The sequence below is a fragment of the Flavonifractor sp. An92 genome (genome assembly GCF_002159175.1).
Classification (GTDB): Bacteria; Bacillota; Clostridia; order Oscillospirales; family Oscillospiraceae; genus Pseudoflavonifractor_A.
Genome location: NZ_NFGZ01000012.1, coordinates 78,205 through 97,317, shown reverse-complemented (window position 1 = coordinate 97,317; position 19,113 = coordinate 78,205). Strand labels below are relative to the sequence as shown.

The 19,113-nt window shown below is 63.2% G+C and carries 17 protein-coding genes and 1 pseudogene; 6 read left to right on the top strand and 12 right to left on the bottom strand.

Annotated elements, in window-relative coordinates; genetic code table 11:
* Together B5G43_RS10065 and rlmB are read right to left on the bottom strand one after the other, a co-directional pair.
* Window positions 1–686: pseudogene (locus tag B5G43_RS10065) on the bottom strand (hypothetical protein); the annotation flags it as partial.
* Window positions 687–717: 31 nt separating this feature from the next.
* A complete protein-coding gene (gene rlmB, locus B5G43_RS10060) occupies window positions 718–1,500 on the bottom strand; it encodes a 23S rRNA (guanosine(2251)-2'-O)-methyltransferase RlmB (protein ID WP_087260843.1) in 783 nt (260 codons plus the stop codon).
* A gap of 273 nt (window positions 1,501–1,773) precedes the next feature.
* Here rlmB and ftsH point away from each other — a divergent pair, with 273 nt between their 5' ends.
* From ftsH to B5G43_RS10035, 5 genes are all read left to right on the top strand, one after another.
* Window positions 1,774–3,945: an ATP-dependent zinc metalloprotease FtsH gene (gene ftsH, locus B5G43_RS10055; protein WP_242960527.1), complete on the top strand. Its 2,172-nt coding sequence runs from the start codon at window positions 1,774–1,776 to the stop codon at window positions 3,943–3,945.
* A 103-nt stretch (window positions 3,946–4,048) separates the two neighbouring features.
* Entirely contained in the window at window positions 4,049–4,369 is a 321-nt protein-coding gene (locus tag B5G43_RS10050) for a putative heavy metal-binding protein (protein ID WP_087260841.1), read from the top strand.
* A gap of 114 nt (window positions 4,370–4,483) precedes the next feature.
* Complete coding sequence (lspA, locus tag B5G43_RS10045; RefSeq protein WP_087260839.1) at window positions 4,484–4,975, top strand: signal peptidase II; 492 nt, start codon at window positions 4,484–4,486, stop codon at window positions 4,973–4,975.
* A complete protein-coding gene (locus B5G43_RS10040) occupies window positions 4,950–5,867 on the top strand; it encodes an RluA family pseudouridine synthase (protein ID WP_087260837.1) in 918 nt (305 codons plus the stop codon). The genes lspA and B5G43_RS10040 overlap by 26 nt, the downstream gene beginning before the upstream one ends.
* A gap of 15 nt (window positions 5,868–5,882) precedes the next feature.
* Entirely contained in the window at window positions 5,883–6,692 is an 810-nt protein-coding gene (locus B5G43_RS10035) for an HAD family hydrolase (RefSeq protein WP_087260835.1), read from the top strand.
* A 44-nt stretch (window positions 6,693–6,736) separates the two neighbouring features.
* Here the strand turns inward: B5G43_RS10035 and B5G43_RS17560 are convergent, their stop codons facing one another.
* Both B5G43_RS17560 and B5G43_RS10025 read right to left on the bottom strand, forming a co-directional pair.
* Window positions 6,737–8,857, bottom strand: coding sequence for a HAMP domain-containing sensor histidine kinase (locus tag B5G43_RS17560; protein ID WP_087260833.1), 2,121 nt, complete (start codon window positions 8,855–8,857; stop codon window positions 6,737–6,739).
* A 13-nt stretch (window positions 8,858–8,870) separates the two neighbouring features.
* Window positions 8,871–9,572 carry a response regulator transcription factor gene (locus B5G43_RS10025; RefSeq protein ID WP_087260831.1) on the bottom strand — a complete coding sequence of 234 codons (702 nt, stop codon included), beginning with the start codon at window positions 9,570–9,572 and terminating at the stop codon, window positions 8,871–8,873.
* 203 nt (window positions 9,573–9,775) lie between these two features.
* Here B5G43_RS10025 and B5G43_RS10020 point away from each other — a divergent pair, with 203 nt between their 5' ends.
* Window positions 9,776–10,738 (top strand): hypothetical protein, encoded by a 963-nt coding sequence (locus B5G43_RS10020; RefSeq protein ID WP_143382853.1) that lies wholly within the window; start codon window positions 9,776–9,778, stop codon window positions 10,736–10,738.
* A 60-nt stretch (window positions 10,739–10,798) separates the two neighbouring features.
* Here the strand turns inward: B5G43_RS10020 and B5G43_RS10015 are convergent, their stop codons facing one another.
* From B5G43_RS10015 to B5G43_RS09980, 8 genes are all read right to left on the bottom strand, one after another.
* The gene (locus B5G43_RS10015) at window positions 10,799–13,609 is read right to left on the bottom strand and encodes an S-layer homology domain-containing protein (protein ID WP_087260827.1); all 2,811 of its coding nucleotides are present in this window, start codon (window positions 13,607–13,609) and stop codon (window positions 10,799–10,801) included.
* Window positions 13,610–13,876: 267 nt separating this feature from the next.
* Window positions 13,877–14,083 carry a PspC domain-containing protein gene (locus B5G43_RS10010; protein ID WP_087260825.1) on the bottom strand — a complete coding sequence of 69 codons (207 nt, stop codon included), beginning with the start codon at window positions 14,081–14,083 and terminating at the stop codon, window positions 13,877–13,879.
* A 139-nt stretch (window positions 14,084–14,222) separates the two neighbouring features.
* Complete coding sequence (locus tag B5G43_RS10005; protein WP_087260823.1) at window positions 14,223–14,681, bottom strand: MarR family transcriptional regulator; 459 nt, start codon at window positions 14,679–14,681, stop codon at window positions 14,223–14,225.
* Window positions 14,682–14,763: 82 nt separating this feature from the next.
* Window positions 14,764–15,189, bottom strand: coding sequence for a 3-hydroxyacyl-ACP dehydratase FabZ (gene fabZ / locus B5G43_RS10000; protein WP_087260822.1), 426 nt, complete (start codon window positions 15,187–15,189; stop codon window positions 14,764–14,766).
* Between the two features lie 3 nt (window positions 15,190–15,192).
* Complete coding sequence (gene fabF / locus B5G43_RS09995; protein ID WP_087260819.1) at window positions 15,193–16,434, bottom strand: beta-ketoacyl-ACP synthase II; 1,242 nt, start codon at window positions 16,432–16,434, stop codon at window positions 15,193–15,195.
* A 38-nt stretch (window positions 16,435–16,472) separates the two neighbouring features.
* Window positions 16,473–17,216, bottom strand: a complete 744-nt coding sequence (fabG, locus tag B5G43_RS09990; protein WP_087260818.1) for a 3-oxoacyl-[acyl-carrier-protein] reductase — start codon at window positions 17,214–17,216, stop codon at window positions 16,473–16,475.
* Window positions 17,216–18,148 (bottom strand): ACP S-malonyltransferase, encoded by a 933-nt coding sequence (fabD, locus tag B5G43_RS09985; protein ID WP_087260816.1) that lies wholly within the window; start codon window positions 18,146–18,148, stop codon window positions 17,216–17,218. Before fabD ends, fabG begins: the two co-directional genes overlap by 1 nt.
* Before the next feature lie 24 nt (window positions 18,149–18,172).
* Window positions 18,173–19,099, bottom strand: coding sequence for a nitronate monooxygenase (locus tag B5G43_RS09980; RefSeq protein WP_087260814.1), 927 nt, complete (start codon window positions 19,097–19,099; stop codon window positions 18,173–18,175).
* Window positions 19,100–19,113 lie beyond the last annotated feature (14 nt).

The following is a 19,113-nucleotide window of genomic DNA, read 5'->3' as shown; positions in this document are numbered from 1 at the left end:
GGACGGCGCTTGCGGCGGGGCGGGCGCTCCTCCTCGGGCTCCTCCAGGTCCACGCCGGGGATGTAGCGCTCGGCCTCCTTGACCTCCGGGGAGTCCTCCTTGCCCTCCTCCTCAAACATGTGCTCGGCAAAGCCGTCCGCCCGGTCCATCAGGCGGTGCAGCCGTGCCCGCAGGCCCCGCTCCGGCTCCGGGAAGGGGACCACCTTTTCTTTTTTCTGGGCGGGGGCGGAGTGCTCGGCCAGGCGCTTGCCGCCCTTCCGCTCCGGCTCCGGGTTCTCGTCCGGCTCTTCCTCCGGAGGCTGGGGAGCGGGTTCCCGGGGGGATTCCTCCGGGGGCTCCTCTTCCTGCACCTCGTCCTCCGGCTCTTCGTCGGCGGGCTTGGCGTGGGTCCGCAGGAGACGCCGGCCGCCGGTGCGCAGGTGGCGGGGCGGGGGCGCCGGCTCTTCTTCCTCCGGCTCTGGCGGCTCCTCCGGGCGTTCCTCCGGTTCCGGTTCCTCCGGCTCCGCTTGGGCGGGACCGGGGAAGGGCACTACCTTGGACGCGGGCTCCGGCGGGACGGGCTCCATGGGGATGGGGATGCGCTCCTCCGGCTCGTGGTTCTCCCGCACGGAGTACTCCGCCAGGATCTCCTCCAAGGTAAAGTCCAGGCCGTCCAGATTCAGTTTGTCGTCATGGTCCTTGGACATAGCGTTCTCCTAAGTGTGAAAGAGATTCTCCTTAGCCCATGCGCTGGCGCACCGCCTCATAGAGCAGGATGGCGGCAGCGGCGCTGGCGTTGAGGGAGTTGAGCTTGCCCTTCATGGGAATGCGGACCTTGAAGTCGCACTTTTCCGACACCAGGCGGCCCATTCCGTCGCCCTCGCTGCCGATGACGATGGCGGCGGGGCCCTTCAGGTCGGCGTCGTACAGCAGACGCTCGCCGTCGGCGGCGGTGCCGAATACCCACACGCCCTCCTCCTTCAGCTCGTCCAGCAGGGCGGGCAGGTTGGGCACCCGGGCCACGGGCACATGGCTCACCGCGCCGGCGGAGGTCTTGGCCACCACGGCGGTGAGGCCCGCCGAGCGGCGCTTGGGAATGATGACACCGTGGGCGCCGGCGCACTCGGCGGTGCGGATCACCGCGCCCAGGTTGTGGGGATCGGAGAGCTCGTCGCACACCACGATGAGAGGGGGCTCTCCCTTCTCCTTGGCGGCGTTCAGGATGTCGTCCACGCTGGCGTACTCCCGCACAGCGGCCAGGGCGATGACGCCCTGGTGGGCGTGGGTGCGGCTCATGCCGTCCAGCTTGCGCCGGTCGGCCTCTACCACCACCACGCCGCGGCCCCGGGCGGTGGAGGCGATGTGGCCCAGCGCGGCGTCGGTCTCGCCCTTGGCGATGTAGATCTTGTCGATGGCGGTGCCGGTGCGCAGGGCCTCGATGACGGCGTTGCGGCCCTCGATGATACCGTCGGCGCCGGCCTCCAGGGGCTCGGCGGGGCGGGAGGTTCTTTTTTCTTTCATAAGACGGTTCTCCTCGTCAGAAATTCAGATTCATAGTCCAGTATAACACATTTTACCTCCTGGAAAAAGAGAAACTTGCTTCAAAGAGAACGCCACGCCGGGAGAACGGGACCCGGGCGGGTTTCTCCGTTGGCCGGAAATTCCTTTCACAGAAAGTTTACACCTTTCGACGGTGCAGTTCCTTGTATTTGGGAGCCGGTTGTGATATAAATAAGGGGACTGAAAGCGCCATAAGCGGCGCTCTTTCAATTATTAGACAAGGAGGGCAGCGATTTGAAGCCCGATAAACCGCGAAAATCCGGCAGTAACAACAAGCGTAACCTGATGGGGATCGCCTCCATCGTGCTGTGGGCGCTCATCATCACCATTCTGGTCAACTATTTCACCGGCATGGCGGCCCAGGCCAACTCCACCGAGATCCGGTACAGCGAGTTCAAGCAGCTGGTGCGGGAGGACAAGGTCTACTCGGTGACCACCACCAGCAACAAATTCACCATCTACCTGAAAGAGGACGCCGCCGCCGTGGGCATCGATGTGAACGCCCCTGTGGACGTCACCCAGAGCACCCAGAGCGAGCCCCAGGTCAACGGAACCCAGACCCTGGACCAGCTCCTGGCCGGAGAGGGAAAGACCCTCACCCTGGACCAGCGTCTCTCCAAGGCCCGCAGCTACTACTGCGCCCCCCTCAACGACGATGAGATCCTCACCCTCATGGACGAGCACGGGGTGCGCTACGGCTACCCCTATGAGTCCGAGCTCAACCCCATCGTCAGCATCCTCATCTCCTATGTGGTGCCCATGCTCCTGATGGTGGCCGTGTTCTCCTTCCTGTTCCGCAGCATGGCGGGCAAGATGGGCGGCGGCCTGGGCGGCGTGGGCAAGGCCAACGCCAAGGTCTATGTGGAGAAAAAGACCGGCGTCACCTTTAAAGACGTAGCCGGTCAGGACGAGGCCAAGGAGAGCCTGGAGGAGATCATCGACTTCCTCCACAACCCCCAGAAGTACACCGAGATCGGCGCCAAGCTCCCCAAGGGCGCGCTGCTGGTGGGCCCGCCGGGTACCGGTAAGACCCTGCTGGCCAAGGCTGTGGCCGGTGAGGCCAACGTGCCCTTCTTCTCCATCAGCGGCTCCGACTTCGTGGAGATGTTCGTGGGCGTGGGCGCCTCCCGTGTCCGTGACCTCTTCAAGGAGGCCAGCAAGATGGCCCCCTGTATCGTCTTTATCGACGAGATCGACACCATCGGAAAATCCCGCGACAACCGCATGGGCGGCAACGACGAGCGGGAGCAGACCCTCAACCAGCTGCTGGCCGAGATGGACGGCTTTGACCCCACCAAGGGCGTCATCCTCCTGGCGGCCACCAACCGGCCCGAGGTGCTGGACCAGGCCCTGCTGCGCCCCGGCCGCTTCGACCGGCGCATCACCGTGGACCGGCCCAATCTGGCCGGCCGTCTGGCCACCCTCCAGGTCCATACCCGCAATATCCGCCTGGCCGAGGACGTGGATCTGCAGAAGATCGCCCTGGCTACCGCTGGCGCGGTGGGCGCGGATCTCGCCAACCTCGTGAACGAGGCCGCTCTGCGGGCCGTGCGTATGGGCCGCAAGGCGGTCAATCAGAACGACCTGCTCACCGCCTTCGAGCTGGTGATCGCCGGCGCGGAGAAGAAGAACTCCGTCCTCTCCGCCTTTGAGCGCAAGCTGGTGGCCTACCACGAGGTGGGCCACGCCATGGTGGCCTTCAAGCAGAAGAACACCACCCCCGTCCAGAAGATCACCATCGTCCCCCACACCCAGGGAGCCCTGGGCTACACCCTGCACCTGCCCGAGGAGGACAAGAACCTCCAGACCCGGGACGAGATGCTGGCGGAGATCGCCACCTGCATGGGCGGCCGTGCCGCCGAAGAGGTGGTCCTGGGCGTCCAGACCAATGGCGCGGCTCAGGACATCCAGCAGGCCACCGGACTGGCTCGGAACATGGTGGCCCTCTACGGCATGAGCGACAAGTTCGGCATGATGGCCCTGGCCTCCCGCCGCAACCAGTTCCTGGACGGCGGCTACGGCATCGACTGCGCCCAGGACACCGCCGCCGACATCGACAAGGACGTGATGGAGCTCCTGCGCCAGTCCTTCGACAAGGCCGTCCAGATCATCCGGGACAACCGGGAGGATATGGACAAGGTGGTGGAGTACCTCCTGAAGAAGGAGACCATCACCGGCGAGGAGATGATGGCCATTCTGGAGGGCCGGGACCCCGCCACTGCCGACAACTACGGCGCGCGGCCCGAGGCGGACCAGCGGGACCGCTCCATCGAGCCCCCCGCCCGCAACATCCACATGGTCAGCGAGCCGGTGACGCCCCCCAGCGACTCCGGCGACAGCGGCAGTGGGGACGCGGGGGACTCTTCCTCCGGCGAGATCCCCCCGGAGGGCAAGCCCAGAGACTAGACGCGTCTCATTCCCTATGGTATACTCCACTCAGGCGGGCGGCAGCGCAGGCTGCCGCCCGCTGTTCCATAAACAGAGATACCGCGACAGGAGGGAAAGACACATGATCGTCACCACCACCAATGCCGTAGAGGGCCGCAGGGTCCGGGAGTACCGGGGCATCGTCTTTGGCGAGGTCATCACCGGCATCAACATGTTCAAGGACATCGGCGCGGGTCTGCGCAACATCTTCGGCGGCCGCAGCCAGGGCTATGAAGAGGAATTGCAGCGCGCCCGGGAGGAGGCCCTGGCCGAGATGAGCCAGCGGGCCCAGCTCCTGGGGGCCGACGCCGTCATCGGCGTGGACGTGGACTACGAGGTCCTGGGCTCTGACAACGGGATGCTGATGGTCAGCGTCTCGGGGACTGCGGTGGTCCTGGACTGAGGACCGACATACAAAGGGGCGCGGAGCGTTGAGCTCCGCGCCCCTTTGCGGTTGTGGCAGCGGCCAAGCCGTGGTAAAATAAAAGGTACTCATGAACATAAAGGAGATTGACCTATGCTCTACGCCCTTCTCGTGCTCGCCCTGGTGGCGGTGGATCAGGTAGTGAAATACCTGGTGCGCGCCAACATCCCCCTGGGGGAGAGCATTCCCTTCCTGCCCCATATCATGGACCTGACCTATGTGCAGAACACCGGCGCGGCCTTTTCCATCTTCCGGGAGCACACCTGGATTCTGACGCTGGTGTCCCTGGTGGTGTCCATCCTGCTGGTTTTGGTGCTGGTGCGCAAGTGGATCACCCGCCATGTGCTGGGCCGGGTGTGTCTGGCGATGGTGCTGGCCGGTGCGGTGGGCAACCTCATCGACCGGGCCCTGTTCCACTTCGTCACCGACATGTTCCAGACCACCTTCATCAATTTTGCGGTCTTTAATGTGGCCGACATCTGCGTGGTGGTGGGAGGTATCGCCTTCTGCCTGTACTATCTCCTGCTGTTCGACAAGCTGGAGGGAAAGGAGCACGGCCATGACGCCACTGGAGCTGAGAGCTGAGGAGGGCGGGGAGCGGCTGGACGTCTTTCTGGCCCGCAACCTGCCCGAGCTGACCCGCTCCGCGGTGCAGCGCCTCATGGAGGAGGGGGCCGTCACCCGGGACGGCGCGCCGGTGAAGAAGCGGGACAAGACCCAGCCCGGCGTGGTGTACACCGTGGCCCTCCCCGACCCGGAGCCGGTGGACATTGTGCCCCAGAACATCCCCCTGGACGTGGTGTACGAGGACGAGGACGTCATCGTGGTCAACAAGCCCGTGGGTCTGGTGGTCCACCCCGCCGCCGGCCACCCGGACGGAACGTTAGTCAACGCGCTGTTATATCACTGTGGAAATAGCCTGTCCGGAATCAACGGGGAGCTCCGACCCGGCATCGTCCACCGCATCGACCGGGACACCTCGGGGCTTCTGATCGTGGCGAAAAACGACTTTGCTCATCTGGCCCTGGCCGAGCAGCTCCAGGACCACTCCCTCTACCGCTACTACGAGGCGGTGTGCGTGGGAGGGCTCAAGGAGGACCGGGGGACGGTGGACGCCCCCATCGGCCGCCACCCCACCGACCGGAAGAAGATGGCCATTGATCCCCGGAACGGCCGGAACGCGGTGACCCACTGGGAGGTGTTAGAGCGCTTTTCCGGCTATACCCACATCGGCTGCCGTCTGGAGACGGGGCGCACCCACCAGATTCGGGTCCACATGGCCTCCATCGGCCACCCGCTGCTGGGGGACATCGTGTACGGGTCCAAGAGGCCGGTGCCCGGGCTGGCGGGCCAGTGCCTCCACGCCCGGAAGCTCTCCTTTGTCCACCCCCGCACCGGGGAGCGCATGACGGTGGAGTGCCCCCTGCCCGACTGGTTCCGGGCGGTGCTGGACAAGCTGGAGCGGAGCGAACGATGAGAAGGAAGGTGTGCTATGGGTAAATTCAGCGGTGTGCTGCTGGCCAGCGACTTTGATGACACCCTCTACGGCTCCAACGGCACCGTGTCGGCGGAGAACGTGGAGGCCATCCGGTATTTTACCGCCCAGGGCGGCCGCTTTACCGTGGCCACCGGCCGGGCGTATACGACCTTCGCCCCTTGTGCCCACCTGGCGCCCATCAACGCGCCGGTGGTGCTCTCCAACGGCTCGGCCCTCTACGACTTCGCCGCCGGGCAGATGGTGGAGCAGACCTTTCTGCCGGAGCGGGTGCGGGAGGACTTGCTGGAACTCACCGCGGCGGTGCCGGAATTGGGACTGGAGGCCTACCACGGGGAGGAAATTTACCTCCACAACCCCAATGAGGTGACCTTCAATCACCTGTCCTACACCCGGGTCCAGGGTGTGGAGAAACCGCTGGAGGAGCTGCCCCTCCCCCTCACCAAGGTGCTGCTGGAGCAGCGCCGGAAAGTGCTGGAGGAGGCCCGGGACTACATCCTCACCCACTGGGGGGAGAATTACGAGGCCATCTTTTCCAACCAGGTCCTGTTGGAGGTCACCCGGAAGGGGAGCCACAAGGGGGGCATGGTCCGCCGCCTGGCCCAGCGTTTGGGCATCCAGGAGGGCAACATCTACTGCGTGGGGGACAACGAGAACGACATCCCCATGCTGGCCATTTCGGCCATCCCCTTTGCCCCCGCCAACTGCGCCCCGGCGGTGAAGCAGTGGGGGGCCCACTTGGTGGGCTCCTGCGACGAGAGCTGTGTGGCCCAGATCATCCGCATCCTGGACGAGCGATACAAATAAACAGCGCCCCGCCTTCTTTTCATGGAAGGCGGGGCGTTTTACGTCTATTGGCTCTCGGGAAGGGCGGGGAATTCCTCCGCTGTGGTGGGCTCCTGCACGTCCGGAGGCGGCGGGGGCGGCGCGGCAGGGAGGGAGACGATAGCCTTGAAGAGGTCCCCGTCGATCTCCACCCGGAAGGAGCCGCCCTGCAATTCGGTCAGGCTCTGGGCGATGGACAGACCCAGGCCGGAGCCGTCGCTGCTGCGGGCGGTGTCCCCCCGGACAAAGCGCTCCATCAGCTGCTCAGGGGAGAGGTTCAGGGGGGCGCGGGAGATGTTCTTCACGGTCAGGCGCACCTCGCCCTCCCAGGCGGTCAGGTCCAGATAGACCCGGGTCCCGGCCAGGGCGTATTTGCAGCAGTTGCCGAAGAGATTGTCCAGCACCCGCCACAGGTGCCGCCCGTCGGCCAGCACGGCGCAGTCCCCGGCGGGGGGATTCAGCACCGCCGTCAGGCCCGCCTGCTGGAAGCGGTCCTCGTACTCTCCGGCGGCCTGCTGGGCCAGCTGGGCGAAGTCCAGCGGTTCCAGATGCACCGGCAGCACCCCCGAGGAGGCCTTGGAGGCCTCCACCAGGTCCTCGGTCAGCTTCTTGAGCCGCCGGGCCTTCCGGTCCAGCACGTCCAGGTATTCCGCCGCCTTGGGGTCGGCGATCTCGGTCTTTTTCAGCAGGTCCACGTAGTTGAGGATGGAGGTCAGCGGGGTCTTGAGGTCGTGGGACACGTTGGTGATGAGCTCGGCCTTGAAGCGCTCGCTTTTGAGCTGCTCCTCCACCGCCCGCTGGATGGAGGAGCCCAGGTCGTTGAGCTGCCGGGCGTGCTCCCGCAGATCCCGGTACAGGCCCTTCTCATCGATGTGGACCTCCTGAGCGCCCTGGACGATGGCGTCGGTGGCCGTCCGGATGGCCCGCCACTGGCGCACCCAGCGGCAGATGGCCCACAGTACCGCCCCCTGATAGACGGGGATCAGGATAACAGTGGCGGAGGTGAGGGCGGTGCCCAGGAGATAGAGGAGGAAGAGCCACACCGCCCGGCGGGTGATGGGCCAGTTTTGGGCGGTCTCCCGCAGCCAGCGGCGGATACCGTGCCCCATGCGCCACAGGAGGGTGCTGTGCCAGAGGGTGTGGCCCCGCAGGCGAGTGACGGTGGTGAGGATGCCCGCCAGCACCACCACCGCCCCGGCCAGGGACAGCAGACCCAGCCCCACAATGTTGCGTGTGGTGTAGCCCAGACGGTTGATGCTGAAAGTGATGGGGTCCCCGGCGGAGAGCAGCACGCAGAAGAGCAGCACATCACCGGTGAGGTAAAGGTCGTAGGGGATGCGCTCCTGCCAGCCCCGGGGCGGGGCGTTTTCCCGGCGGCAGAGCCACGCCAGGGCGGCCAGGGTGGCCGAGAGGGAGGCCAGACACACCAGAGTCAGGGGGGTCAGAAGGCGCTGGATGTCGTTATAGTCCTCCCAGGCGGACCAGATGTTGTCGTCCACGGTGAGAGGATCGGTGACGGCGCTTTCCAGCACCAGACTGGCCGTGTGGACGCGGCTGTCCTGGTCTCTTTCGTAGGACCAATAGTCCTCCGGGTCCTCCGAAAGGGAGTAGCCGTAGGCCTGGGCGTTGGCCACATCGGCGGCGTTTTCCCGGAAGAACTCCACATAGGCCTCGCCGGTCCAGACCTGGAGGCGGTAGCCTGTCTTGTTCCAGCGCTGGAGGTCCTGGTCGTAGAGGTCGCTCCCCCGGGTGACTGAAAAGGAGGCGGTCTCCTGGCCGGAGAGGGCGCTGAACTCCTCACCCTCCGCCAGGTTGGAGGAGAGGAGAGTGCCGTCGTCGGTGCGCAGGCGGTAGCGGTAGTTGGTATTCTCCGCTGAGAGGCTGTTTTCCAGCTGCTGGAGCTGGAGGCGGTGGAGATAGTCCAGCTCCTCCCCCCAGCTCTGAGCCAGGTTCAGCTCGGCGTACTGATACGCGGTGGCCTGATAGTAGCCCATGGCGCTCCAGAGGCTGCCGCTCTGGTAGAAGTCTCCGGCGGACCACAGGTCGTCCCAGCGGGAGAAGAGCAGCAGGCTGGACCAGAAGGCCACCGCGCCGCACACCACGCACAGCACGGCTACCCCCAGCCGCTTGATCCGATGGGATCGCATGATTCGTTCCTCCTCAGAGTTTTTCCATCTTGTAGCCCAGCCCCCACACTACCTTAATATAACGGGGGTTGGCTGGGTCGATCTCGATCTTCTCCCGCAGGTGGCGGATATGGACGGCCACGGTGTTCTCCGAGCCCAGGGAGGGGTCGTTCCACACCAGCTCGTAGATCTGGCTGGTGGAGTAGACCCGGCCCTGGTTGCGGATGAGCAGCAGTAGGATGTTGTACTCGATGGGGGTGAGGGAGACCGGCTCCCCGTCCACCGTTACCGACTTGGCGCCGTCGTCCACGGTGACGCCGCCGTCGGTGTAGACTCCCTCACGGTCGGCGGCCTTCTGGCCCCGGCCGCCCAGGGTGGTGTAGCGCCGCAGCTGGCTCTTCACCCGGGCGATGACCTCGATGGGGTTGAAGGGCTTGGTGATGTAGTCGTCCGCGCCGATATTCAGCCCCAAAATCTTGTCGCTGTCCTCGCTCTTGGCGGTGAGGAGGATGATGGGGATGTTGGTGGTCTCCCGCAGCTTGGCGGTGGCGCGGATGCCGTCCAGGCGGGGCATCATCACATCCATGAGGATGAGATGGATGTCCTCCCGCTCCACCACCTCCAGGGCCTCCGCGCCGTCGTAGGCGGTATAGACTTGGTAGCCTTCGCTGCTCAGATAGATCTCCAGGGCGGAGACGATATCCTTATCATCGTCGCAGATGAGAATGTGGTACATGGCAAAAGTCCCCCTTTGGTCAACAGGATAGCAGGCAAAAGTTCATTGGAACGAAGGATTTGTTTAAGAAGTGATTAAAATGCCGGGATGCTCCCAACCAGTATAAGGCGCGCCGGGGGGAAAAGCAATCAAAACCGCCCCGCCGGGGACGGCTCCGTCCCGGGGCTCCGGCGGGGCGTGGGAGGGGCGAAGGGGGAATGAACATGGCAGAGTTTACGCCAAATTACCGGCTCCACCAGTGGGAGCCCACCGACCCGTTCCTGCGGGAGGACTTTAATGCCGATCTCTCCGCCGTTGATACGGCTTTGGGGCGGCTGACCCGGAGCGCGGAGGACAGCGCCTATAACCTCTATAATCTGATGCTCCAGAACGACTATGAGGGCAAGTATACCGGATATAAAAATGCGTTGATATTTGACGGGTTCACTGACGAGAGCGGCATTGCGGAGAAAAGTGAGAGCATTCTTCAGACCAATGAGGGGCTGCTCCTCAGTGGCACTGGCCAGGGCAACGTCAGCACGACCACAAAGTCCGGTACGGTGCTGGTATCTGGGACCGTATACTCGGATACCTTCCAGGCAGATGGTGTAGGATATCTGGAGAAAATCACTTTTTCGGGCTACTATCTGGAAGATCCGGGGGACGACACTTTGGATACTAGTTTGACCATTTATGTCAATGACCAGGTGGCGGCACAGAAATCCTTTCTTGCCTCGTCTACTACCCATTACACGATCACCCTGGATACGCCGGTGCCAATCGTGCCGGGAGACCGCTTTTTTCTCACACTGGCGGCACCCTCCAATACCTGGTTTCGCCTATACCGCAGCGCGGCGGATGAAAAGCACGCTGCTGTGACCTTTGAATTCCGCTCTGCGGCCAGTGAGAGCGGCAGCATCCAAACAGTCCCCTGTATATTGGACAGTGCAGCAAGCAAGGCCCGGCTCTACGTCCGAAGCAGCGGAGGCAGCGTGGTCCCTGAATTGAATGGCGTGCAGCTGGAGTTGGTGGAGGAGAGCGAGGCGGATAGCCTACAGGGAATGTCCTGTACGGAACGGTGCTGGATTGCCACAGGATCTTGGGAGGAAGTAGTGCTTACCTTTCGCATTTCCCGGAATGATGTCGAGGATTGCAGATTTTTCGATTATGGTCTTATCCTGCTCTAGCAGGTAGAATGAGAAAACACCCCCGGGCCGAAGCCCGGGGGTGTTTTTGCAAAAGTAAGATTACTTCTGCACGAAGGTGTAGGTGATGACAGTGGAGCCATCCGCAGCGGTCACAGTGACATAGTCGCTTGCAGCAACATAAGTGCTGCTGATGTTAAATTCAGGAGTCGCACCGCCGGAGAAGGAGAAGTCATCCTCACCCAGCTGTTTGTACTCAGAGAGATCAATCTTCACATTGTACGCGTTATCAGACTGCTTCTCCAGAGTAAAGGGAGCAGAGGCAGTCACGATGTTGGCGTTGGCCTCGTCGTACTCCTCCAGGATGTAGGCAGCCAGAGCCTTGTCGTCGGAGTCGTAGACCAGAGCCACGACCTGACCCTTGGACAGAGTACCGTCCACAGCGGTATCAGAGCCGTCGATGGTGGCGACAGTGCAGCCGCTGATGGTGTACTCGCCGGAGGTGTTGCCAGTGCCCAGGTCAGCGTCCACCACGACGCTGTTGGAGGTCACGCGGGTGATCTCGCCGATCACGGTCTTGGCGGGAGCGTCAGTGAGCTGATACACGCCCTTGCTGTTGATGCTGTAGCGGTAGACGCCGGTAGCAACGCCGGTCAGGGAGTTGGTGAGATCAGCACTATCCACGGTGATGTCCTTCACCAGCTCGCCGTTAATGATGGCGTTGGCGATGGTGCCGTTGGAGTTCACACCAGTGGTCTGGTAGATGTACAGATAATCACCAGCAGTGGTAGTCTCAGCATCCAGCAGGACCACAGCCTTGGCCTCGTCAGCCTCGTCGCCGGTACCGTGGATGATGATGTTCTTCTGGACGGAAGCCTTGTCCACAGAGGGAGCATTGCTGATGCCAGCGTAGGCGGAGACATTGCCGTCAGCGTCCACATAGAAGAACATGGTGCTCTCATCAGCGTAGTACTTGCTGTCAACGGTGATGGTGGCGTTGCCCTTGGTGAACTTATAGGCGGTAGCGGAGCTGGTGTTGTCATCAGTGACGCTGGAGGAGATAAACTTCACGGTGATCTCCTTGTCATCGTTGATGCTGTAGGTGGCCAGCTTATCGCCAGCCTTACCATCCTCAAAAGCGTTCTTCAGCTCGAGGCTGGTCATCTTAGTGGTGGAGTCAGCAGCATACGCCTTATCGACCACATAGGTGCCGGTGGTGCCGTCAGTCAGAGTGATCTTGACGCGGGCGCCATCCAGGGAGTCATAGCTGGAGCCGGTGATGTAACCGTACTCATTGGCAACGGCGGAGCCGTCCACGACCAGGGCGTTGCCCTCCTTGTCCAGATAGACCACAGCGGTCTTGTCCAGAGTCTTGTAGTCGTTAGCGTTGGTCCAGTCGCTGTTGGTGTAAGTGCCGGTGGCATACAGGTCGGAGGTGTTGTACTTGGTGCCGTCGATGGTCAGGCTCTTGCCGGCATTGTAGGCATCCAGGTTGCCCTCAACGGTCTTGGCCACTTCCACGTACAGCTTGCCGCCGATTTCGGCATACAGCACATAGTCGTTCTTGGAGACATTCTCGAAGCCAACCACGTCCTCAGCATCATACTCCAGAGCAGCGGAGCTGTTCAGCTTCAGGGAGTCGTCAGCGGTGTAAGTGGTGACCTTGCCGATGTCGTAGCGGGAGAAGGTGATGTACTCGGCAACGCCGTCATCATCGTTATCAATGATGGTCTTGACCACGCCGCGCAGACCATTCCACTTGGCCAGCATGGTGGCGAAATCGGTCTGATTGCCATAGGGGTCATTGGTGTTGTCAAAGTTGCTGTCGTCGTTAGTAACAGCCTTGCCGTACTGGAAGGAGTACAGAGTGGTGTTGTCGGCGGTGATCTTGTTGTCCTTCAGCACGTCAGCCAGAGTGTCGCGGCTGCTGTCGGTGACAACAGTGTTCTCGCTGCTGGTGATGACGGAGCCGATCACAGTGGCCTTAGAGGCGTTGGAGGAGGCGTTGGTAGCGGGCTTCACGAAGAGGCTCACGGACTGGCCCAGCTCAGCCTCGCCGGTGGAGACATTGAAGGTCTCATTGCCATTGCCGTAGTTGGCCTGGTCGCCATTGGTGCCGCCGTTGGTCACGTCAACAGTGGTCTTGCCAGCGTCCAGAGCATTGCCGCCGTTGAGGTTGGCAAACTCGTTGGCAACCACGGTGCCCTCGACGGTAACGACGCCGAACTTGTCCTCCAGCATAGTCTTGCTGGACTTGTTCTGGACAGCGGTGGTGCTGCCGTCAGCGTTGAAGGAGAAGGAGTAGTCCACGGTGTTGGCGTTCAGGACGTTGTAGATCATCTGAGCGGCATTGTCGCGGGTCAGGGGCTCGGAGGGGTTGATGTCCTCCAGGTCCTCATACAGGCCGGCCATGTTGGCCAGGGAGTTGGTGGTGATCTCCCAGGTGGAGCCGCCGATTCCCTCGTAGGTGGTGTTGTAGCCCAGGGCCACCAGCAGCATCTTGGCAGCCTCGGAGCCGGTCACGTTGTCGGAGGGGCCGAAGGTGTTGTTGCCGCGGCCAGCGATGATGCCACGGTCCACACAGAAGGCGATGTACTTCTCAGCCCAGTTGCCCTGAGTGTCGGTGAAGCTGGTGGTCAGGTTGCCCAGCACGGGCTCCTTGCCGCCGTTCAGCACCACGCACACCAGGCGGGCGAAAGAGGCGCGGTCAATGTTCTGGGTGCCGCCGAAGCTGCCGTCGGGCAGGCCGGCCAGGACGCCCAGCTCGGTGACCATGGCCACCGCGTCCTTGTGCACGATCTCATCCTTATCGGTGAAATCGTTGTAGCTCGCAGCGGAAGCGCTGACGACCATCAGGCCAAGAACCATGACGGCAGCCAGAGCCATGCTGAGAGCACGCTTGAGGTTTCTCATTTGGATTTCCTCCTTGTTCGAATTTTGAGGTTTTTGGGTCGTTTTTGCTTCTTTTTACTGTTAGAAGTGTACGGCGCCCCTCACACGCTTCATAAAATTCTCAAAGCTAAATATTAGAGAGGAAATCAGGCGAATTCAGAGTGAAAAGATTCGATTGGTAGACATCTGGTAGACATATCCGGCTCCCCAGAACGTAAAAAAGCCCGGAGCCATTGCAGCGCAACAACTCCGGGCGTTTTTTCGGTTGACATTTGGTAGACATGGGCCTTAGAAGCCGGGATAGACCTCGCTCTTGCGGGGGATGATGAGCGCGGCCAGGAGATAGATCCACAGAGACAGTCCCCCCAGCCACACCAGCAGCACCAGCGCCACGCGGAGGATGGTGGGATCGATGTTGAAATACTCGGCCAGACCGCCGCACACGCCGAACAGCTTGGCGTCCGGGCCCTCGGTACGATAGAGCTTCTTGATCATGACAGCTCCTCCTTCTTGTTCTTTGTTGAGAGAAGGATACCATAGCGGGGTTAAAAAGAGCCGCAAGTTACCTTTAAAATTCCATTAAATCAACGCAACAGCCCCCGGAAGTCTTGCGGCTCCCGGGGGCGGGCAGAAGTCAGGACTGGGCCGGTTCTTCCGGCAGGGGGATTTCGGGCATCAGCTCGCTGGAGATCACATGGAGCATATCCTCCAGGTGCTCCACCTCCTCTTCGGGGAAGCGGTGCTTGATGCGGTCCATGACCGTGTTGAGATAGCTGTATGAGATGTTGTAGTAGTCGATGTATTTCTGGGTGACTTCCAGAAAATACTCCCGCTTGTCCTCCGGAGACTGGACCTTGCGGACATAGCCCTTCTGCACCAGACTGTTGACCTTATAGGCCGCATTCGGGGGCGAGATCTGGACGAAGCGGGCGAACTCGTTGATGGTGGGCCTGCCCAGAGCCATGATGATCTCCATGCAGAAGCTCTCCACCGTGGTCAGGCTGGCCTCCCGGTCCTGGAAACGGGAAAAGACCGCCTTGTAAAAATGAAGCTTGAATTTGGTATACACGCTGTTGAAGGTCTGATCCAGCATGGTTCCCGTCCTCCGCATTTCCATAATTGATGTCGATTCGATGCTATTTTATCCGTAATCTGCCGAGGAGGCAACCGGAACTTTACTGGATCACAAAGGTAATCTCAGCCTGAGCGGCGATCTTCCCTTCCACCCGGGCCACGGCCTTGCCGTAGCCCACGGGGCCCCGCTGCTCGAGGAGCTCACAGTTCAGCTCCAGCACGTCGCCGGGCACCACCGGGCGCTTGAAGCGGGCGTGCTTCACGCCGCCGAAGATGGCCAGCTTGCCCTTGTTCTCGGGCAGGGACAGGGCGGCCACCGCGCCGGTCTGGGCCAGGGCCTCCAGAATCAGCACGCCGGGCATGATGGGCTGTCCGGGGAAGTGGCCGGTGAAAAAGGGCTCGTTCATGGTCACGCACTTGATGCCCGTGGCGGACTTGCCCGGCTCACAGGCGGTGATCCGGTCCACCAGCAGGAAGGGCGGGCGGTGGGGCAGGATCTCCATGATCTCTTGGATGTTCAGTTCCATGGCTTACTCCTCCCAGCGCTTGAAGATCAGGCTGGCGTTGTGTCCGCCGAAGCCGAAGGCGTTGGCCATGGCGTAGCGGATAGCGGCGCTGCGGCCCTCGTTAGGCACGATGTCCAGGTCGCAGGCCGGGTCGGGCACCTGATAGTGGATGGTGGGGGGCGCGAACTGGTCCCGCAGGGCCAGGACGCAGAAGATAGCCGCCACCGCACCGCTGGCCCCCAGCAGGTGGCCGGTCATGGACTTGGTGGAGCTCATCATCAGCTCCCGGGCGTGGTCGCCGAAGGCGTTCTTCACCGCCATGGTCTCGCCGGAGTCGTTGAGGGAGGTGGAGGTGCCGTGGGCGTTGATGTAGTCCACCTCACCGGCGGGGACGTTGCCGTCCGCCAGAGCCATGCGCATGCAGGCGGTGGCGCCGGCGCCGTCGGGACAGGGGGCGGTGATGTGGTGGGCGTCGCAGTTGGAGCCGTAGCCCACGATCTCGCCCAGGATCTTGGCGCCCCGGGCCTTGGCGTGCTCGTAGCTCTCCAGCACCAGGATACCGGCGCCCTCGCCCATGACGAAGCCGGAGCGCTCGGCGTCAAAGGGGATGGAGGCGCGGGCGGGGTCGTTGCAGGTGGTGAGGGCCTTCAGGGAGGTGAAGCCGCCCATGCCCAGGGGGGTGATAGCGGCCTCAGCGCCGCCGCAGACCATCACGTCGGCATAGCCGTCCCGGATGTGGCGGAAGGCGTCGCCGATGGCGTTGCTGCCGCCGGCGCAGGCGGAGACGGGGCAGGTGCACATGCCCTGGAGGCCGTACTTGATGGCGATCTGGCCGGCGGCCATGTTGGCGATGACCATGGGGATGAAGAAGGGAGAGACCTTGTCAAAGCCCTTCTCGTTGCCCTTGATGGTCTCGTTCTGGATGGTGTTGATGCCGCCGATGCCGCTGGAGACCACCACGCCGATGTTGGAGCGGTCCTCAGTCTCCAGATCCAGGCCGCTGTTCTTCAGGGCCTCGCCGGCGGCGATGACGGCGAACTGGGTGAAGCGGTCCATCCGCCGGGCCTCCCGGCGCTCCAGGTAGTCCTCAGCGTTGAAGTCCTTGACCTCACCGGCCAGGTGGACCTTCTGGTTGGAGGTATCATACTGGGTGATAGTGTCGATGCCGCAGGTACCGGCCTTGGCGGCCTGCCAGGAGTCCTCGGCGGTCTTGCCGATGGGGGTCAGCGCGCCCATGCCCGTGATGACAACACGTCTTTTATCCATACTATTCTATCCTTTCGGAACTCTCAGTTGATCCGCGTTTACACGGCCATGCCGCCGTCCACGCACAGGACCTGGCCGGTGATGTATCCGGCGTGCTCGCTGGCGAAGAAGGCCACGGCCCGGGCCACGTCCTCCGGCTGGCCCAGGCGGGCCATGGGGATGGAGGCCAGCATGGCGGTACGGGCGGCCTCGGGGAGGACGGCGGTCATATCGGTGTCGATAAAGCCGGGGGCCACCAGGTTCACGGTGACGTTGCGGCTGGCCAGCTCCTTGGCGATGGACTTGCTCATGCCGATGAGACCGGCCTTGCTGGCGGCGTAGTTGGCCTGGCCGGGGTTGCCCCGCAGGCCCACGATGCTGCTCATGTTGATGATGCGGCCGTAGCGCTGCTTCATCATGGGGCGGTAGCAGGCCTTCATGCAGAGGAAGGCGCCCTTCAGGTTGGTATCCACCACCGCGTCGAACTCCTCCTCCTTGATCTGGAGGGCCAGCTTATCCTTGGTGATACCGGCGTTGTTGACCAGGATGTCGACCGACCCGAAACGGGCGATGACTTCCTTGACCATGGCGTCCACCGCGGCGGCGTCGGCCACGTTGGCCTGGACGGCAAAGGCCTCCACGCCCAGCTCCCGGCAGGCGGCGGCCACTTCCTCAGCGGCTTGGGCGCTGCCGGCGTAGTTCACCGCCACGTTGGCGCCCTGCCGGGCCAGCTCTAGACACACGGCCCGGCCGATCCCCCGGCTGCCGCCGGTGACCAGGGCGTTCTTTCCACTCAGCTCCATTATGCTTCTCCTTTCAGCGCGGCGATGACGGCGTTCAGGTCCTCCACCGTGTCGATGGCGTAGGTCTTGGCGCCCTTGACGGTCTTGCGGACGAAGCCGCACAGGGTCTTGCCCGGGCCGATCTCCACAAAGGTGTCCACGCCCTGGTCGGCCATGGTGTGGATGGTATCCTCCAGGTAGACGCTGGACTGGACCTGCCGCTCCAGGAGGCCGGGGATGGTGTCCCCGTCGCCCATCACGTCGCCCTTGCAGTTGAAGAGGACGGGGATGTTCATGGCGCGGAAGTTGATGGTCTTGAACTTCTCCCGCAGGGCGTCCCCGGCGGGGGCCATCAGGGAGGTGTGGAAGGGGCCGCTGACCTTCAGGGGCACCACCCGGCGGGCGCCGGCCTCCTTGGCCAGCTCACTGGCCTTCTCCACGGCGGCGGCGTCACCGGCGATGACCAGCTGGCCGGGGCAGTTGTAGTTGGCGATCTCCACCACCCCGGCGTCGGAGGCGGCGGTACAGGCGGCCTGGAGCTTCTCCCGGTCCAGGTTCAGCACCGCGGCCATGCCGCAGGGGCGGCCGGACACGGCCTCGGCCATGGCCTTGCCCCGGAAGGCCACCAGGGAGATGGCGGTCATGGCGTCAAAAACCCCCGCGGCCTGGAGCGCGGAATACTCGCCCAGGCTCAGACCGGCAGCCATGGAGGGGCGGATGCCCGCCTGGAGGAGGAGGGCGGTGACCCCGGCGGCGAAGGCCACCATGCAGGGCTGGGTGTAGCGGGTGTCGGAGAGCTGCTCCTCGGGTCCCTCAAAGCACAGCTTTTTCAGGTCGAAGTCCACGGGAGCGGAGTCAAAGATCTCCCGGAACACCGGATAGGCCTCGTAGAAGTCCCGGCCCATGCCCACATGCTGGGAGCCCTGGCCGGCGTATAAAAAGGCGAGTTTCATGTTGCGCTCCTTTTTTCTCTGATATTACAGGCTCAGGCCGTTCAGGCACTCCTGGGCCTGGGCCTGGAGCTCCTCGAAGATGGCCCGCAGGGGGCGGATCTCGTGGAGCATACCGGCCACCTGACCGGCCATGAGGCTGCCGGTGCGGGTGTCGCCCTCAAAGACGGCCCGGCGGAGAGAGCCCAGGGTGAACTTCTCCAGCTCCATCCGGTCGGCACCGGCCTTCTCGTGGGCGATGTAGTCCTTGGTCATCTGGTTCTTGATGACCCGGACGGGGGCGTTCACGGAGCGGCCGGTGACCACGGTGGAGCGGTCGCTGGCCTTCAGCAGGGCCTGCTTATAGTTCTCGTGGATGGGGCACTCCTCGCTCACCAGCAGGCAGGTGCCCATCTGCGCGCCGCAGGCGCCCAGGGCGTAGGCGGCCACCAGCTGGCGGCCGCTGGCGATGCCGCCGGCGGCGATGACGGGGATGTCCACTGCGTCGCACACCTGGGGTACCAGGGCCATGGTGGTGGTCTCACCCACGTGGCCGCCGCTCTCGGTGCCCTCGGCGATGACGCCGTCCACACCGGCCTTGGCCATCATCTTGGCCAGGGACACGGCAGAGACCACGGGGAACACCTTGGCACCGGACTCCTTCCACATGGAGACGTACATGCCCGGGCTGCCCGCGCCGGTGGTGATGACGGAGACATGCTCCTCGGCGGCGATCTTGGCCAGCTCATCCACCTGGGGGTGCATGAGCATGATGTTCACGCCGAAGGGCTTGTCGGTGAGGGAGCGGCACTTGTGGATGTTTTCCCGGAACATCTCGGGGCTCATGCCGCCCGCGCCGATGAGGCCCAGCGCGCCGGCGTTGGACACGGCGGCGGCGAACTCGCCGGTGGCGATGTTGGCCATGCCGCCCTGGATGAAGGGGAACTCGATCCCCAGCAGTTCGTTGAGTTTCATGTCGTTTCGTTCCT

Excerpts from the sequence above, each read along its gene's own strand:
- B5G43_RS10020 (WP_143382853.1), top strand. The coding sequence starts at position 9,776 with ATGGCAGAGTTTACGCCAAATTACCGGCTCCACCAGTGGGAGCCCACC.
- lspA (WP_087260839.1), top strand. The coding sequence starts at position 4,484 with ATGCTCTACGCCCTTCTCGTGCTCGCCCTGGTGGCGGTGGATCAGGTA.
- fabF (WP_087260819.1), bottom strand. The coding sequence starts at position 16,434 with ATGGATAAAAGACGTGTTGTCATCACGGGCATGGGCGCGCTGACCCCC.
- B5G43_RS10015 (WP_087260827.1), bottom strand. The coding sequence starts at position 13,609 with ATGAGAAACCTCAAGCGTGCTCTCAGCATGGCTCTGGCTGCCGTCATG.
- B5G43_RS10010 (WP_087260825.1), bottom strand. The coding sequence starts at position 14,083 with ATGATCAAGAAGCTCTATCGTACCGAGGGCCCGGACGCCAAGCTGTTC.
- B5G43_RS10050 (WP_087260841.1), top strand. The coding sequence starts at position 4,049 with ATGATCGTCACCACCACCAATGCCGTAGAGGGCCGCAGGGTCCGGGAG.
- B5G43_RS10035 (WP_087260835.1), top strand. The coding sequence starts at position 5,883 with ATGGGTAAATTCAGCGGTGTGCTGCTGGCCAGCGACTTTGATGACACC.
- B5G43_RS17560 (WP_087260833.1), bottom strand. The coding sequence starts at position 8,857 with ATGCGATCCCATCGGATCAAGCGGCTGGGGGTAGCCGTGCTGTGCGTG.
- fabZ (WP_087260822.1), bottom strand. The coding sequence starts at position 15,189 with ATGGAACTGAACATCCAAGAGATCATGGAGATCCTGCCCCACCGCCCG.
- B5G43_RS09980 (WP_087260814.1), bottom strand. The coding sequence starts at position 19,099 with ATGAAACTCAACGAACTGCTGGGGATCGAGTTCCCCTTCATCCAGGGC.
- fabG (WP_087260818.1), bottom strand. The coding sequence starts at position 17,216 with ATGGAGCTGAGTGGAAAGAACGCCCTGGTCACCGGCGGCAGCCGGGGG.
- fabD (WP_087260816.1), bottom strand. The coding sequence starts at position 18,148 with ATGAAACTCGCCTTTTTATACGCCGGCCAGGGCTCCCAGCATGTGGGC.
- B5G43_RS10025 (WP_087260831.1), bottom strand. The coding sequence starts at position 9,572 with ATGTACCACATTCTCATCTGCGACGATGATAAGGATATCGTCTCCGCC.
- B5G43_RS10005 (WP_087260823.1), bottom strand. The coding sequence starts at position 14,681 with ATGCTGGATCAGACCTTCAACAGCGTGTATACCAAATTCAAGCTTCAT.
- B5G43_RS10040 (WP_087260837.1), top strand. The coding sequence starts at position 4,950 with ATGACGCCACTGGAGCTGAGAGCTGAGGAGGGCGGGGAGCGGCTGGAC.
- rlmB (WP_087260843.1), bottom strand. The coding sequence starts at position 1,500 with ATGAAAGAAAAAAGAACCTCCCGCCCCGCCGAGCCCCTGGAGGCCGGC.